The organism is Thermotalea metallivorans (assembly GCF_001562415.1).
Classification (GTDB): Bacteria; Bacillota; Clostridia; order Peptostreptococcales; family Thermotaleaceae; genus Thermotalea; species Thermotalea metallivorans.
The window spans coordinates 16,988-33,582 of sequence record NZ_LOEE01000021.1; the positions used below are offsets into that span (position 1 = coordinate 16,988).

At 37.0% G+C, this 16,595-nt stretch carries 18 protein-coding genes; all 18 read left to right on the plus strand.

Features of this window, described 5'->3' with window-relative positions:
* Positions 1 to 33: 33 nt before the first annotated feature.
* The 18 genes from AN619_RS03785 (at position 34) to spoIIIAE (ending at position 16,590) form a co-directional block, all read left to right on the plus strand.
* Complete coding sequence (locus AN619_RS03785) at positions 34 to 789, plus strand: prepilin peptidase (RefSeq protein ID WP_068555153.1); 756 nt, start codon at positions 34 to 36, stop codon at positions 787 to 789.
* Between the two features lie 83 nt (positions 790 to 872).
* The gene (gene pilM, locus AN619_RS03790; protein ID WP_068555154.1) at positions 873 to 1,931 is read left to right on the plus strand and encodes a type IV pilus assembly protein PilM; all 1,059 of its coding nucleotides are present in this window, start codon (positions 873 to 875) and stop codon (positions 1,929 to 1,931) included.
* 12 nt (positions 1,932 to 1,943) lie between these two features.
* Positions 1,944 to 2,492 carry a PilN domain-containing protein gene (locus tag AN619_RS03795; protein ID WP_068555155.1) on the plus strand — a complete coding sequence of 183 codons (549 nt, stop codon included), beginning with the start codon at positions 1,944 to 1,946 and terminating at the stop codon, positions 2,490 to 2,492.
* A 14-nt stretch (positions 2,493 to 2,506) separates the two neighbouring features.
* A complete protein-coding gene (locus AN619_RS03800) occupies positions 2,507 to 3,829 on the plus strand; it encodes a hypothetical protein (RefSeq protein WP_068555156.1) in 1,323 nt (440 codons plus the stop codon).
* Between the two features lie 15 nt (positions 3,830 to 3,844).
* Positions 3,845 to 4,687 (plus strand): prepilin-type N-terminal cleavage/methylation domain-containing protein, encoded by an 843-nt coding sequence (locus tag AN619_RS03805; protein WP_068555157.1) that lies wholly within the window; start codon positions 3,845 to 3,847, stop codon positions 4,685 to 4,687.
* A gap of 10 nt (positions 4,688 to 4,697) precedes the next feature.
* Positions 4,698 to 6,794, plus strand: a complete 2,097-nt coding sequence (locus AN619_RS03810; protein WP_068555158.1) for a hypothetical protein — start codon at positions 4,698 to 4,700, stop codon at positions 6,792 to 6,794.
* Between the two features lie 153 nt (positions 6,795 to 6,947).
* Complete coding sequence (locus AN619_RS03815) at positions 6,948 to 9,122, plus strand: VWA domain-containing protein (RefSeq protein WP_068555159.1); 2,175 nt, start codon at positions 6,948 to 6,950, stop codon at positions 9,120 to 9,122.
* An 88-nt stretch (positions 9,123 to 9,210) separates the two neighbouring features.
* The gene (locus tag AN619_RS03820; RefSeq protein ID WP_068555160.1) at positions 9,211 to 9,642 is read left to right on the plus strand and encodes a pilus assembly FimT family protein; all 432 of its coding nucleotides are present in this window, start codon (positions 9,211 to 9,213) and stop codon (positions 9,640 to 9,642) included.
* Positions 9,623 to 10,174, plus strand: coding sequence for a prepilin-type N-terminal cleavage/methylation domain-containing protein (locus tag AN619_RS03825; protein ID WP_068555161.1), 552 nt, complete (start codon positions 9,623 to 9,625; stop codon positions 10,172 to 10,174). Before AN619_RS03820 ends, AN619_RS03825 begins: the two co-directional genes overlap by 20 nt.
* A 272-nt stretch (positions 10,175 to 10,446) precedes the next feature.
* Complete coding sequence (locus AN619_RS03830) at positions 10,447 to 10,710, plus strand: late competence development ComFB family protein (protein ID WP_068555162.1); 264 nt, start codon at positions 10,447 to 10,449, stop codon at positions 10,708 to 10,710.
* 157 nt (positions 10,711 to 10,867) lie between these two features.
* Positions 10,868 to 11,929, plus strand: a complete 1,062-nt coding sequence (locus AN619_RS03835) for a M24 family metallopeptidase (RefSeq protein ID WP_278279841.1) — start codon at positions 10,868 to 10,870, stop codon at positions 11,927 to 11,929.
* 78 nt (positions 11,930 to 12,007) lie between these two features.
* Positions 12,008 to 12,565: an elongation factor P gene (gene efp, locus AN619_RS03840; protein WP_068555163.1), complete on the plus strand. Its 558-nt coding sequence runs from the start codon at positions 12,008 to 12,010 to the stop codon at positions 12,563 to 12,565.
* A gap of 43 nt (positions 12,566 to 12,608) precedes the next feature.
* On the plus strand, positions 12,609 to 13,058 hold the full coding sequence (locus AN619_RS03845) for a CD1247 N-terminal domain-containing protein (protein WP_068555164.1): 450 nt from the start codon (positions 12,609 to 12,611) through the stop codon (positions 13,056 to 13,058).
* Between the two features lie 139 nt (positions 13,059 to 13,197).
* On the plus strand, positions 13,198 to 14,244 hold the full coding sequence (gene spoIIIAA, locus AN619_RS03850) for a stage III sporulation protein AA (protein WP_083524966.1): 1,047 nt from the start codon (positions 13,198 to 13,200) through the stop codon (positions 14,242 to 14,244).
* Complete coding sequence (gene spoIIIAB, locus AN619_RS03855) at positions 14,237 to 14,755, plus strand: stage III sporulation protein SpoIIIAB (RefSeq protein ID WP_068555165.1); 519 nt, start codon at positions 14,237 to 14,239, stop codon at positions 14,753 to 14,755. Before spoIIIAA ends, spoIIIAB begins: the two co-directional genes overlap by 8 nt.
* 31 nt (positions 14,756 to 14,786) lie before the next feature.
* Positions 14,787 to 14,990, plus strand: a complete 204-nt coding sequence (gene spoIIIAC / locus AN619_RS03860) for a stage III sporulation protein AC (protein ID WP_330382018.1) — start codon at positions 14,787 to 14,789, stop codon at positions 14,988 to 14,990.
* Positions 14,991 to 15,009: 19 nt separating this feature from the next.
* A complete protein-coding gene (gene spoIIIAD, locus AN619_RS03865; protein WP_068555166.1) occupies positions 15,010 to 15,396 on the plus strand; it encodes a stage III sporulation protein AD in 387 nt (128 codons plus the stop codon).
* 12 nt (positions 15,397 to 15,408) lie between these two features.
* Positions 15,409 to 16,590, plus strand: coding sequence for a stage III sporulation protein AE (gene spoIIIAE, locus AN619_RS03870; RefSeq protein ID WP_083524968.1), 1,182 nt, complete (start codon positions 15,409 to 15,411; stop codon positions 16,588 to 16,590).
* Positions 16,591 to 16,595 lie beyond the last annotated feature (5 nt).

Consider the following 16,595-nt stretch of genomic DNA (forward strand, 5'->3'; position numbering starts at 1 on the left):
CATTCAATGAATTTACTAAAGGGGAATTTGTTCATGACAGCATTATGGCATAGCACAATTTTATTATTTGGAATACTGATTGGCTCTTTTTTGAACGTATGCATTTATCGCATACCCAGGGGGGCATCTGTGGCATTCCCCCCTTCCCATTGCACAAAATGCAATCACCCATTGAAAATACGAGATATAATTCCAATGATCAGTTATATAATTCTTCAGGGCAAATGCAGATACTGCGGAGAAACCATTTCTCCACAGTATCCCTTGATTGAGGTTTTGAACGGTTTGTTTTATGTTTTTCTTTTTAATATATTTAGTTTTTCTTTTCTTTTTATCAGTTATGCCATATTAATCAGCTTACTTATTGTAGTTACGTGGATTGATTTACGGCATCAAGTGATTCCTGATGAAGTGATGATTTTCGGATTTATTTTTTCTTTATTTCTTCACTTGTTTCATGAGGCCCGTTTCATTTTTAACCACGGAATCCCTGGTTTCTTTATAGGAGGAGGAGTTCTTTTACTGATTGCACTGCTGACCAATGGTGCCATGGGTGGGGGAGATATCAAACTGATGGCGATGCTAGGCTTTTGGTTGGGGTGGAAGAATATTATCCTGATCATTTTTTTCTCTTTTTTTATCGGAGCAGTAGTATCTGTAACGTTGATCCTTACGAAAACAAAAAGGAGAAAGGACTATATCCCTTTTGGTCCCTTTATTGCTTTAGCAACCGTAACTACCGTATTTTGGGGTGAGTCTATGGTGAAGTGGTACTTTCATGCTTTTTAGCTTTTGAACAATAAAGACATAAACAATACAATGAACATTGAAAATAAGCTTCTCTTAAGATAAAAATAGATGGGGTGAAAGGAATGGGCAAGCAGCAGGTATTATCGATGGATATAGGTTCCGATACCATCAAGTTTGTTATGGGCAAAATCTCTAAAAAGTATGTGGAAATTGATGATTTCTTTATGATTAAGACACCGAAAGAATCTTATCAGGATGGAAGGATACTGGATATGCACAGGTTGAGTACAGCTATTCGTCATATATTGAATGACAAAAAGCGAAGGGGCAAAGATGCCGTGATTACCATCCAGAGTACTTCTGTCATTACAAGGGAAATTATTCTTCCTTCCGTACATGAAGAGGAATTGAAGGGCATGATACAGTTTGAAATCCAACAATATTTTCCCATTCATCTTGAGGATTATATTGTGGAATATAAGATCATAGAAGAATATTGGCAAGAGGGTGTGCAAAAGGTAAAAATTTTAGCGGCTGCATTGCCAAAAACCATTGCAGAAGATTTTTTAGCAATGATGAAAGAATTGAAATTGAAGCCATTGGCATTAGATATTCATTCCAATGCCATCGCAAAACTTTTTTATCCGGACACCATCATCAATGATGAAAAATCCTGTGCTCAAAAAACTATTTCAGTCATTGATATCGGCAATGAGCAGATGAATGTAAACATCATTTCAAATGGCGTCGTCCAATTCAGCAGGTTGGTTCCTATGGGCGGAAGGCTTATGAATATAAATCTGGTCAATGCCTTGAATCTGTCTTATGAAGAGGCAGAAAAGAAAAAGACGGCCTATGGATTACAGAAAGATGAACATTCTGAGCAAATAGCCGATGACATAATCCAAAGCATGATCTGGACCAGTGTAGATAGCTGGATACAGGAAATCCAGAGAATCTTCCAGTACTATACTACAAGGGGATTAGGCAATCGCGTGGATGAAGTATATATATGCGGTGGAAGCTCTCATTTGCACGGCATTGACCAGTATTTGGAGAAAGCGTTGAATATTCCTACTGCAAGAATCCATGCATTAAACAATATAAAAATAAAACAGCATGCAGTGCCGGCAGCGCTTCATCTTTATTTAAATGCTGCGGGTGCTCTGATTAGGAAGTAGGAGGCTGAAAATATGCGGGACTTCAACTTTTTTTCGCCATATATGACGGTGGAGAAAGCATCGAAGGGAAAGGAGCGGATGATTGCTGCAGTTGTTTGTACTATTGCTGCAGTTGTCATCAGTTTTTCCATCAGCAATATAACAAAAGTAAAAAAACTGGAAAATGAAATTGCTCAGCTGGAATCCTTTATGACGGCCCCTGCCACTACAAAAAAGCTAAAAGAATTAAATAACAAGAAGGAAAAAATCATCGTTATGGAAAAGTACCATCAAGGCATCAAACAGTTGAATGAACAAATCGAAGGAACGAATCCAATCGACAGTTTATTATTGGAACAGATTGCCTTATCTTTTCCTCAAGATATTTTTATCGACATGATGTCGATATCCCAAAATGATGTTCAACTCCGGGGCGTATCAAGAAGCCATACTGCCATAGCGGAATTAGTATATAATCTGAAACAATTAGATGTGTTCAAGAGCGTACACGTTTATATGATGAATGCAGAAAGTGCGGAATCAGAAAATCAAATCTATATGTTGAAATGTATATTAAAGTAAGGGTGTGAATTTTCATGAAGCTGATATTAAACAAAAAATCTGGGACAAGTTCATTGAAAGGATCTATTGTGCAGATTGTAGAGAAGTTTCGTTCCAGCCTTACCAAAAGAGAAAAAATACTATTAGGAATCCTTGCTGTATCTATATTTTTTTTAGGATATTACTATTTGATTCTAAAACCGGATTTGGAAAAAATCAGCTTTCTGCAGGAAAAAGCTGAAAAATATAAACAGCAGTATAATCAAATCATGATGGACACTTCCTCAGATAATCCTATCCATAAAGAATTCAAAATTTTAAAAGCAAAAATTCTTATGGCTGCAGAGAGATTGTTTCCAGAAATGAAACAGGAAAAAATCATCGTCGTATTAGATCATATGATAAAAGAGAGCAATATTCGTGTATCCAGTATAAGCTTTACAGAGCCTGCCATAGATACTGTTGAAACCGTAAAAGAAAATCAAACAAATCCCCCGTATATTTTATATGATTTAGCAAAGCAGTATCGGGGAGAAATCGATCCTGTACCTCCATCCCAAGAAAAACCTGGAGGAGAAAATGGGCCGGATCAGAGTCAAAACAAAGGGAACAGCGTACAAGCTGAAAAAATGGAAGCAACTCTTCAATTTGAAGGTTCTTATTCTAATCTTATGAAATTCATCAAAGCCCTTGAGAACTATGAAAAAAATATTATTATTAAGAATTTGTCTGTTATTGGTAAAAACGATGATCATACATTAAAAGGAAACATTACCATTGTTTTTTATGCAATACCAAAACTGTTTCATGAAGATGATGCTTTCTTAAATTGGAATTTTGATAATTTCTATGGGAAAGAAAATCCTTTTGATCCTTTTGGCGGATACGAAGTCCATGCTGCCACTAAATCTGATAAAAGTGAAAATGCAACAGCCGTTGCAGTAGACTTTTTCTTAGCAGTCAATGCAATTACTTCCGATATTCCTACCGTAGTAATGGGAAAATCTGATGACAATAGGGCTGAGACCTATGTATATGCCGATAATGCAGACTTTGAAGACGTAGAATTGCAGATTTATAAAGTTGATCATACATATTATTATAAATATAAAACTCAAAGAGAAAGTTATCCGAAAGACTATGAAAATAATGGAGTAGAATTTCAGCCAAAGGGAAGTAAAATTTATTTCAAAATTTATTCAAATAAACGGAACAGTGATAATGATAAAAACGGCGTTTATTTAAAGCTGATAAATAAGACCGATATGGAGTTGATTGTGGATATTGATGAGGATGATATAGAAAGGCCGAGAGTTTCCGTAAAAGAAAAATTAGGCCATGTTCTTATAAAGAAATGATATGGAGGAATTGCTTTGTTGAAATATGTAAAAAACACAAAGGGCATGACATTGGTAGAAGTAATTGCAAGTATAGCAATACTCAGTATCATTGTCATTCCCATATCCAATATGTTTCTGACAACCGTAAAGATCAACCGTCATTCTCAAGATTTGCTTATTGCCAACAAATACGCTCAAAAAATCATAGAAGAACAGCGGCTTTCTGGCAATGGGAGCGGTAACGTCTCCTTTTCTTTTCCCGACGGGGGACATGTGAACGTAAATTATGTTTCTGTGGATGACCCTTCTCCCATGCCTCACCTTTTAGAAGAGCAAAATATGCCTCTGTTTCATGCATTCATGGTCCTCGAAAAAAACAGCAACTATGGCCAGGTGGAATTATATCAGTTGGATGCCAGCAATAATTACCAATTGGCAGCAATATTCAATAATGTTGCCAATCTCAAAGTCGATGTATTTTCTGACCCTGATTCCATCATTACAGTTACAGACGGTACTTTTGTTTGGGATATTCCCTATTCAAAAAATGCCGGTGAACCTGTATTGATTGGTATTGAGTGTTATCATAACTTAAACATTGCTGTAAATATTTATAATCATATTGAAGATTATACTCAAATTTATACAATCAGCCGCATCGATTCTGCTACCGGTAATTTTGCTACCAGCAATGTAGAAGTCATAAATCGATACGGTAAAGTGGGGATTATCAAAAAAGAAAATGATCAAGCAGAATATATCGACAAATATTTATACAAACGAAACAGCAAAGAATCTTTGCTAAAAAAGATCGATGTTACTTCTCAAAAAAATAATCAATCAACAAACCTGACAACTTATAAGTTGAAAGATTAGAGGGATATTAATGAGAAAAATTTTAAAGTCCAACAAAGGCTCGATATTCATGATGGTTTTAATCGTTTTTTCCGTACTGTCTATACTTGGTATGGCCATGATTCCCTTAGCTGTTGCAAATTATAAAATGAAGGTAATAGATAAACGGGAAACCATGGCATTTTATAAGGCGGAAGGAATTCTGGAAGAAGTCCATGCCGTTATCTTAAAAGAGGTGCAAAAAGCGGTTGCAAAAGCTAATCAGCATGTGGCAGATAATTTAGATACTTTGATCACTCAACATAAAAATCCCAACACTGGAAAGATAGATGACAAAAATCTGCAAGATGCCATGGGAAGAATCTTTGTACAGAAATATAAAGAATATATAAACACCCAACTGAAAGACGCTATAAAAAATAATACTTATAAAATCAGTGGAACGTATCTTTATGATTCTGCAATTGATATTATAGACGTGTTTGATACCAATGACTATACGGATAATGACGTTTTTTCTGTTGTCATTACCGGTTCCTATGTGGAAAATCATATAACCAAAGCTGTGTGTAAGAAGTTTACCATTAAAGCAGACAGGAACCTTATCAAAACAGATAATTTCAAATATGAATATCCCGAGCCCTATTTCATCAATACTGCCAATTATAACTTAAAAGAAAATACTTTGTTAAATACAAAGGCAATAACAGCAGAGAATGGAATTGAAATCAACGGCAACGTTGGCATCTACGGCAATATATTTTCAGGTGCTGCCATTCAAATAAAACAAGGTGCAACTGTAAATATACAGGATGGTGCAATTGCAACGAAAGGTGATATTATTATTGAAAGCAATACAGTCTTCAACAGTAAAGGAGATGTTTATTGTGACTCTTTTCTCGTTCCAAAGAGTACAAGTTATGCAAACATAACTATCGGAGAAGAGACAGGAGATCCGAATACAAGATTCCGGCTAATTACCAAGGACGATTTAGAGCTGAACGGGACTAAGTCCCATATCACCATTCATGGTAGCTATTATGGTTTTACTTCAGACGATGGCGGTGTTGCGAATACGGGTAATCCTAAAAATAAAAGGAGCAGTGCGATCATTATTAATAGTCGAGACATTGGAAATGGGTCAAGTTTGTTTATTTCAGGCAAACCCTCAGCAAATGATTTTGAAATAACGTATGAAGACGGCACGCCGATGTTCAAAAAGTCCAATGGTATCTATGTAGGAGGAACATCCTATATCGATGTAGAAGAAGAAAAGGACGGGGTGTACATTGGCAGCGAATATCAGACGGGAGAAAGTGTATCACTTCCGGGGAATTATATCGCATATACGGATCAGGTAGAACTTGACGGTGACTATGCTGAGCTTGATTACAAGAAACACAGATATTCCATAGACGGGAGTTATTATGGTTTTCACCTTGCCACCAATAAGCGTGGCGAATCTGCGGAATTGTCTTTGGCAGATAAAAAGAAAATGCTTTCGAATGCTTATTCAAAGTACAAAGATATACTTTTTTTCAATACAGCCAATGCCACTGCCCTTCGGTTAGAAAATTTTGAATATTCTACAGGCAACTTTGTATCGGAAGGGTTGATCAAGGATGCAATTGGGGGCATTGAAAAATATCTTAACGTGAAAAGAATAATAAAAAAAGATTACGAGGAAAAAACATATTCTGTTGATATATCGACCGTAAAACCTACGCCTCCTGTAAAAATAGGGCGAGGAAACGCAGTCGCAAGCAGGAATGAAATTTGTTATATTGGAGACAAAGTGGGAGATAAGGGCGTTGTCATCAGGGGGCCTCACGCTCCTGCAATATCGGGCGATTACTATGTATTTGATTTCAATACAAGTCCATATGATACATTCCACGGCATCATTGTTACCGATGGAGATGTAATCTTGGCAGGAAAAATTGATTTTAAAGGAATTATTGCATCCGGTGGAAAAGTAGTATTTTATAATGATGGAGAAAGAAAAACCGTAAAACATGAAAATATTGAGATTTATGATGATCAATCGGCTTCCATCGACGGCATTGTTTTGGATTATCGCAAATATCAGCATTTGGTGGAGGTATCCGATTGGAAGATTAAAAGATAGATGCAAGGGTATATAATGAACGTTAGAAATTCATAAAATCTGCATAGGAAAACTACTTTACGCTAAGCAGTTTATACATGCTAACATGACAAGAATAATAAAGGATATGCCTTAATAGACATAATCATCTGTTTAAAAGGGAGGGTGTGTTGAATGAAAAGAAACTCATGTCAAAAAAGATTTATTTTAAAATTTCTTGTATTCCTGATGATTTTTGCACTTTTATTTCATTCTTTTGAACTAAGTGCCCTTGCAGGAAATGAGAACAAAAATAATGACTTTGACTTTCAAAGCGCGTGGAACAGTGCCCATGATATGTCCCAAAATTTTTTTACGGTACTGCCGCCCATATACAACAATGGTAATACGATTATTAAAATTCAATGGAAAAATAATGGAAAAAACCACAAAGAAGCCTGGTTTTCTCTTGATAAAAACAACATTAAGCATTATAAAGAACGGACACACGGAAATTCCGATACTGATTTCACAGATGAAATCCTTTTGACAAGTGCAGAAGTGCGCAACTATCCTTATCTTTATATATTATTAAAAGAAGGGAACGGAAATGGAAGCAGTTACAAAAAAGCACAAATTACAATTGAAGAATTCATCTTGGAAAATAGTACAAAAGCACCTTTGAATATGCTAAAGACAGTTTCGAAGAATCAATTTTTAGTGAATGAAGAATTTACAATCAACTATAAAATTCAACCCCTTCCCATACCGATAGAAAAAATCATCCCCGAGTCATATTTGAAAGATAAGGAAATCGTCTTAGTGATCGATGTCTCCGGCAGTATGAATTGGGATCTTTCAGGTCATGCTACCAATAATCATGCTTCCAAGAGAATGACCATCACAAAAAACGCAGTAAAGCTTTTTGTTGACAAGTTAAAAAACGACCCTAGGGTAAAAATTGGAGTGGTTGCATACAGTTCAAAAGCAGATGGTATGAAAGTATCAGGAAATGATTTTATTCGTCTTACAAACCAAAGCCATTATAACGGATTAATCAATACTATCAATGGATTGACTGCTGAAGGTGGTACAAATATTGGAGACGGTTTAAGACGAGCTTATTATTTATTGAAAAATTCAAGTGATCATCAAGCAAGGAAGTATATTGTTTTAATGACAGACGGACAACCTACCGCTTTTTCCTATGATCAAATCAATAAAGCAAATGCCTGGTGGAACTGGGAAGTTATAGGATACACCAAAGAAGGATATTCTACGTCATATGTAAGGGATATATATTCTACAACTTTTAAGACTGCCGATGGAGATGGGAATAAATATTATGTAAATTATGGTGACTATGATCATAAGGGGCTTGCCTTGGATTATGCCTGTGAATTAGGCAAAAAAATATCATCGGAGGATTTCCGCATAGATTCATTCATCGTGGGATTCAGCAATGATATTCATAAGAATAAGCTGCAAAAAATTGCTGATGTTACAAAAGGCTTTTATAGAGAAGCAAAAACAGCCGAAGATATCAATTTTGTGTATGAGCAGCTGGCTGATCAGATACAAAGTGATCTTCCGATACACGGCATCAAATTTCAAGAGACTTTTCCAGACGGTATTCAAATTGTGGAAGTATCTAACGGTCTTGCGTTGAATGGACAGACCGTTACCGGTGATATCGGAAACATTTTATATAAATTAAATAAGCAAACAAATCAGTTTGAAGCTCAGCCTTTTGAATTTTCCATTAAAGTGAAAGGAATGAAAGCCGGTAATTATATTTTGGGAAGGGATACATCCTATATTGATTATATTGATATTGACGGAACAGAAAGTAAAAAAGCATTTCCCGAGATTGCAGTATCAATCTATGGCGGTCAACCATTAATTACACTAACGAATATTATGGGAGAAAAAGACGTATTTCGGATTGGAAGGGCCAATCCCAAGTTTACATTTGATATTACGGAAGCGGATGCCGAAAGAGTGGAGTTTGTATTTGAAATCGACGAAATTGCCCAGTCCATACTTGAAGGATATTATCAAATTCAAACAATACCTAGCTCTGCTGTTTTAAGAAAAAATAATATTGTACTGAGAAGCAGCAATACTGCACAGCCCATCATTATTCATCCTATCACATCAAATCGTTTTTCTATTGTTATACCCGACGGATTGCCTTTGGGAAATAATTATCAAATAGAATTTGGACTAAAAATTAACGCAAGCAATCCGGGCAGTATAAAGGTAAAAGTTATACAGTATCGAGTTGTAAAAGCATCGGAAGTCTATGTTGAATATGGTACACCGGAAGTGTATGATATAAATTTAGTGGATATGCCTGTATTACAATAATATACGGTGAAGCAAGGAAGGCATTTGTTTCATCAAATGTCTTCTTTCTTCAAATTTTTATTTGCAGGTGATTGCTTATGAAAGGAAAATGAACAATAAAGGTTTTACATTCATAGAAATCATTATCGTCAGCGCTTTCATTGCTTTACTTTTCAGCATTGCAATCAGCAAGGGAGATTATTCAAATTACCATTTGCGAATCCAGTCACAACAGCTATGCGCAGATATTCGAAATATCCGGATTTTAAAAATGACCGAAGGCGGTTTGTATAATATTTTGTTGAGCAATGATCATTATAAAGTTTTAAACGGTTCGAAAATATTAAAAACTGTTCAACTGTTATCCCAGCATGAATTGCTTTACGGAAAAAATGAAATCATCTTTAGTTATCAAGGAGTGCCGGTTCATGGGGGGGATACAATTCGGGTGAGAAATAAGAAAAATAATAGGTATATGGAAATCACAATTGTTCCGGCCAGTGGGAGAGTGTTGTTGAAAGATGAGATATATTCACCTTGACAATAAAGGTTATACGCTGATGGAATTGCTTTTGGTTCTGGCCCTCGTGGGAATCATCATGATCCCCATCGGTTCTTTTCTGATCATGCATGTGAAAACTTTTCACCAGTCAAATCAACAAATGGAAGTACAATATCAAGCCCAGATTGCCATGAATGAATTGATCAATAAGGCCATAGAGGCAAAAAAAATTGTGGCAGTCTATGACAAAAATAATAACAATGTGATCAACTCGTCTCAAATCCATGAAATTAGCAAAATTATTTTCGAAAGAAACGGTGATAAATTATGCATTGAGCATAAAACGTCACAGGAAGGCGATAGGGCTCTATATTATGGCACGGGAAATTGGAACAGCGGGCAATATTCCACTGCCTATGCCAATGTAGTCTATGCCAATTATATTGAATCATTGAAGATAAAACCCACCGACGGAACCTATAGTTCCTGCAGAGGCATTGAAATTATCATTCAAAGCAAAAAAGGGAATGCTGAAATCACCATAAAAAACCAGATCTACTTTAGAAATTAAAGAATCGTCCTCGACGATTTTTCAGTCTGTAGAAAAAGTAATAGAATAACTAAGAACCCTTGAGATTTAGGCTTCGTCGCGAATCAGCAAGCCGCTTTTTTCCTTGTTTTTTTATTTTTTAGAAAAGCAGCACAGGTCTGAGCAGGAAGCCAAATCTCAAGGATTTGTCTATAGGCTAAAAAATCATCCTTGACGATTCTTTTTTCCAATGCAGGAATTTAGCATATCATGTTGAATTGTATAAGTATTAGCCTTAAAAAGGAGGTTTCGTTATGTTAAAAAACTTTATGGAGATTGTGGTGGATCACGTGTTGCCAAACATGTTGAAGGCATTTCCCCATACATGCCAGTGCGAACAATGTCTAAACGATATCAGGGCCATTGCTTTAAATCACCTAAAACCCCATTATATTGTAACGGAAAAGGGAGAACTTTTCTCAAGAATTCAAGAAATGGATATTCAATTTGAAACGGACGTAATGAAAGCCATTATCGATGCCATTGCCATTGTTTCGAAAAACCCAAGACACAAGTAGCTGCAAGCAAAAAGAAGAATATGGATATAATAATTTAGGAATCAATAAAAATTCTATCCAAATGCATCAAATTATGATATCATATTAAAGGATTGGCATTAGCATGGTTTGGCAGTTATGGAAACATATGAACGCTATGATTTGGAGGGAATCTTTCGTGGATACAAGAATTGTTAGACTTCGGGAAATACTCAAAAAAAAAGGAATGGACGGAGCTATTATCTATAAACCTGAAAACCGGAGATATATCAGCGGATTTACTGGAAGCTCCGGATATGCGGTGATTACTTTAGAACATGCCTATTTTATAACGGATTTTCGATATGTAGAGCAGGCTTCAAAGCAGTGTACGGAATATGAGATTCTTGAGTATACCAACGAAAAACCCCTTCATGCTGTTTTGAAGGGGTTGCCTCTAAAAACCCTTGGTTTTGAGGAAGATTTTGTTACATATGCCCAATATAGAGAATTTTCAGAAAAGCTTGATGATGTAAAAATGCTGCCTTTGGAAGGGGCCATAAGTACTCTCAGAAAAATTAAATACCCGGATGAAATTGAAAATATCGAAAAGGCAGCAAGTATCGCCGATGATGCTTTCCGGTATATTTGCCAATATATTAAACCCGGCGTTACGGAACGGGAAGTTGCTTTGGAAATAGAAAATTTTATGAAAAAGAAAGGTGCTGCCGGCACTTCCTTTGAGAGCATTGTGGCTTCAGGTGTCCGTTCTTCTTTGCCCCATGGCGTGGCCTCCGACAAGGTGATTGAAGAGGGCGATTTTGTAACATTGGACTTTGGCTGCATCTATAACGGCTACTGTTCGGATATGACAAGGACAGTTGTGGTAGGGAAAGCTAGTGAAAAACAAAAAGAAATTTATTGTATTGTATTGGAAGCCCAAAAGCAAGCCTTGGAAGCGATCAAACCGGGTGTAGCCGGCTTGGAAGTTGACAAAGTTGCCAGGGACTTTATCGGAGAAAAGGGTTATGGTAAATATTTCGGCCATGGATTGGGCCATGGTGTAGGATTGGAAGTCCACGAAGCACCTAGGCTTTCTCCCTTAGGACATGACCTACTGCAACCAGGCATGGTTGTTACCGATGAACCGGGCATTTATATTCCCGGTTTTGGTGGAGTAAGGATAGAAGACCTGGTGCTGGTAACCGAAACGGGTTATAAGGTGCTTTCCCAATCACCAAAGGAACTGATAGAGCTATAGTATGTATACAACTACTGGCTATACACCAATACTACCAGTAGACGAAATAAATTTTTAAATATTAATGGAGGGATATCAATGATTTCAGCATCAGATTTTAGAAAAGGTGTTACATTTGAAATAAATGGTGAGCCTTTCGTTGTAGTGGACTTTCAGCATGTGAAGCCCGGTAAAGGCGCAGCATTTGTTAGAACAAAGTATAAGAGCATTACCACAGGAGCCATTCGGGAGGAGGCCTTCAATCCCAATGACAAATTCCCGAAAGCCCATATTGAAACAAAGCAAATGCAATACTTATACAATGATGGAGATCTATACTATTTTATGGATAATGAAACTTATGAGCAAATTCCTTTGAGCAAAGAACAAGTTGAGGATGCCATCATTTACTTAAGAGAAAATGATACAGCCACTGTAAAATTTTTCAAAGGGAAAGCCTTCCAAGTGGATCCGCCAAATTTTGTAGAATTGGTAGTAACATACACAGAGCCTGGAATCAAGGGCGATACTGCCACAAACGTGACGAAGCCTGCAACAGTGGAAACCGGCGCTGTGGTGCAAGTGCCTATTTTTATCAACGAAGGCGACAAAATTAAAATTGACACCCGAACTGGTGAGTATTTATCAAGAGCTTAGGCAATAATACTAAGGTATATTAAATATAAAGGAGGGTTTCACCATGAATTATCTTTATGAAAGAGTGGCTTATTTAAGAGGTTTAGCTGAAGGGATGGGCCTCAGCGAGGAATCAAAGGAAGGCAAAATTCTTCTCAATATGATTGATATTTTAGAAGATTTTGCAGATGCAATTGATGAATTGAACCAAGAAGTAAAGGATTTAGACGAATATGTAGAGACAGTAGATGAGGATTTGGCTGCTGTAGAAGATGAGCTGTATGGTGAAATGGAAGATGATGATTATGATGACGAAGAAGATGAAGATATTGACTTTATAGAAATAGAGTGTCCAAATTGCCATGAAACCATCTATTTGGATGAAGACTTGGTATACGACACAGAGGATGAGTCGGAAGTAATTTGTCCAAGCTGTCATGAAAAAATACATTTTGAAGACCCATGCAGTCATGAAAACGGATGTTGCGGACATCACCATCATGATGAGGAATAAATATTGAAGTAGAAGCCTGATACAAAGCGTATCAGGCTTTTTTATATGCATAAAATTTCCCATAGGGCTTTCTTATAAAAAATTTAATCATAATATGGTCCCTCCGAAAATAAATATTTATATAAAGGAGGGACAGGTTATGGATTTGCCGGCAGATGTGAATTTTTTTAGAAAAAACACGGAGGACCATTCTATGAAAAAGGAAATATTGGAATCCCTTCCCTTCAATCTTAGGTCAGCAATGATGGGACTTTCTCCCGATATTTGGAGTGGCATGGAAGAAATCAGACTAAGAGTAAACCAGCCCCTCATGATCTATGTTTTGAATAGGGACTTGCTGCTTGATGGGAAAGGAGCCATATGCTTTGATGCAGCCAAAGCATATAAAGTTACAAAGACGGATATAGAAAAGACATTTCAACTCATTGTGGATTATTCTCCATATGCCCTTGAGGAAGAAATCAGAAATGGTTTCATTACCATCCGAGGAGGCCATCGGATAGGAATCAGCGGAAGCATTGTGATGCAAGGTTCTTCTATCAAAACCATCAAAGATATCTGTGGATTAAATATCCGAATCGCGAGACAAAAAATCGGAATTTCTGACCCGTTCATGGAATACATTGTCTCCAGTTCCAACGGTTTTTACAATACACTGATTGTATCCCCTCCCCAGTGCGGGAAAACAACGTTGCTGCGAGATATAATAAGAAACTTGAGTAATGGAATGAAACGCCCAAACTTTGTGGGATTTAAAGTAGGTGTCGTAGATGAACGTTCCGAAATTTGCGGGATGTACCAAGGGGTACCTCAAAATGATGTAGGCATGCGAACAGATGTCTTGGATGCATGCCCTAAGGCAGAAGGGATTATGATGTTGATCAGGTCTATGTCGCCCCAGATTATCGCTACGGATGAAATTGGAAAAACAGAAGATGTATTAGCAGTGAAAGAAGCCTTAAACGCAGGAATTAAGCTGATTACCACAGTACACGGTCGGGACATGGAGGAGATCTGCAGGCGACCCAGCCTAAGACCTTTGATGCATCAAGATATATTTGAAAGAATTATTATACTTTCAAATATTCCCCGGGTAGGTACAGTACAGTCTATCCTTGATGGAAAATCAAAGTCATCTGTTCTTTCCCAGTTTGCGAAAGGCAGGAGGTGTGAAGGGGTTGGTTAAATTGATGATTTCTGCTGTAATTGTGCTATCGGCATCTTTGATCGGCTATATACTTTCATACAATTACGTGCAACGACCAAAACAGATTAAAAATTTAATCTTATCTTTGCAACTGCTGGAGACAGAAATTTTGTATATGTTGACACCCTTGCCCCAAGCATTAAAAAAAATCGGCAGCAAAGGAAATACCGAATTGGCTGGTATTTTTAAGGAGGCCGGTTCCCTTTTAGAAACTAGAAGGGGCTATGACATAGAAGATGCATGGCAGCAAGCCATAGAACAGAAAATTCGATTCACCTCCCTCAGTGAAGAAGACAAAGAAATATTGATCGATTTTGGAAAAAATTTAGGCTCCATAGATAGGGAAAACCAAATAAAAAATTTTAATTTTATATATGCACAACTGAAAAAACAGCAGCAGACGGCAGAAGAGTTGCGAGCAAAAAATGAGAAAATGTATCGAAGTTTAGGTGTTTTATTAGGGTTAGCCATTGTGATTTTATTTTTATAAAAATGTGACGCAAAACAAGGAGGATTTTCTTATGGGGATGAATGTAGATTTAATCTTTAAAATTGCAGGCATCGGCATACTATTGGCTGTACTCAATCAAGTTTTGACCCGCTCTGGGAGAGATGAAATGGCTACCATGACTACCTTGGCAGGTATTGTGGTGGTATTGTTCATGGTCATTCAACTGGTAAGCAATCTTTTCACAACAGTAAAAACAATGTTCCAACTGTACTAATATAAAAGGTGTGATCAAAATGGAAATATTTAAAATTGTAGGCTTAGGTCTCATTGCAGCAATACTATCGGTGGTTTTAAGGAACCAGAAACCGGAAATTTCTTTGCAAATTAGTATTGTTACCGGATTGATTATTTTTATTTTTATAGCAGCCAGATTAACTTATGTGATAGAAGTGTTGAATTTGGTTGCCCGTAAGATTGATGTGGATTTGGTCTACATTACAACGATTTTTAAAATTGTAGGCATTGCTTATGTAGCTGAATTTGGGGCGCAGATTTGCCGTGATGCCGGAGAAAGTGCCATTGCTTCTAAAATAGAATTTGCCGGAAAAGTACTTATCATGGTTTTGGCTGTGCCAATTTTAGTAGCTGCATTAAATCTGCTTGTGAAATTGATGCCATAGGATGTGAGGAAAATGAAAAGATTCATATATATATGGATGATCTTATATATTTTTTGTTTGCAGGTATCGTATGCGGCTGACACAACAAATGAAATCAACGGAATCACCGATGAATTTATTATGGAGCAGCTGGAAAAGATCGATACGGGAGATTTAAACAAAATCATTGAAAGCATAAACAAGGATGTAAGCCAATATCTCCCCTCTTTTCATTTAAAGTCCCTGGTACAAGGGTTGATACGAGGAGAAAATATATTTTCCATCAAGGATGTATTTCAGGGTTTGCTGAAATATCTTTTCAAGGAAGTTGTAGCCAATTCTGTGTTATTGGTGAAATTGATTGTCTTTGCCGTGTTATGCGCATTTTTAAATAATCTTTCCGATGCCTTTGAAAGTGATGGAGTAGGAAAACTGGCCTACATGACGTGCTACATCGTAATTATTGCCATTGCCATTCAGAGCTTTGCCATTGCAACCCAGATAGGCGTAGATGCCATTGATGAAATGGTAATGCTTATGCAGGCATTGCTGCCTGTCCTGCTCACTTTATTGATGTCCATGGGTGGAATCGCATCGTCGGCACTCTTCCAGCCCATGATTATTGCCTCCGTAGGGATCATCAGCACCCTGATGAAAAATATAGTTATGCCTTTAATATTTTTTTCTGTCATTTTGACTATTGTGAACTATTTGTCTTCCAAAATACAGGTTTCAAAGCTGGCATCCTTTCTAAAGCAGATTTGTATTATTCTGATAGGATTTATGTTGACAATTTTCATTGGTGTCATTACCATACAAGGGCTAGCTGCATCTGCCACAGATGGCGTGACCATACGGACAGCCAAATTTGCCGTAGGACTTATACCTATCGTAGGCGGCTTTATATCCGATGCGGCAGATGCTATATTCGGATGCTCTTTGGTATTAAAAAATGCCCTCGGAGGATTGGGTTTGTTTCTATTGACATTGATGGTCATGATGCCTCTGTTGAAAATTCTCTCTTTAATTCTAATCTATAAACTAGCAAGCGCTTTGATTGAACCTATGATGGATAATGCTCTCCCCGATTGTCTGAACGATCTGAGTAATTCTTTAATGATGGTATTTGGCACGGTTCTTTCTGTAGCCATGATGTTTTTTATGGCAGTAACCATCATGATAGGAGCAGGAAATATAAGCATGATGATGAGGTAGGTGGT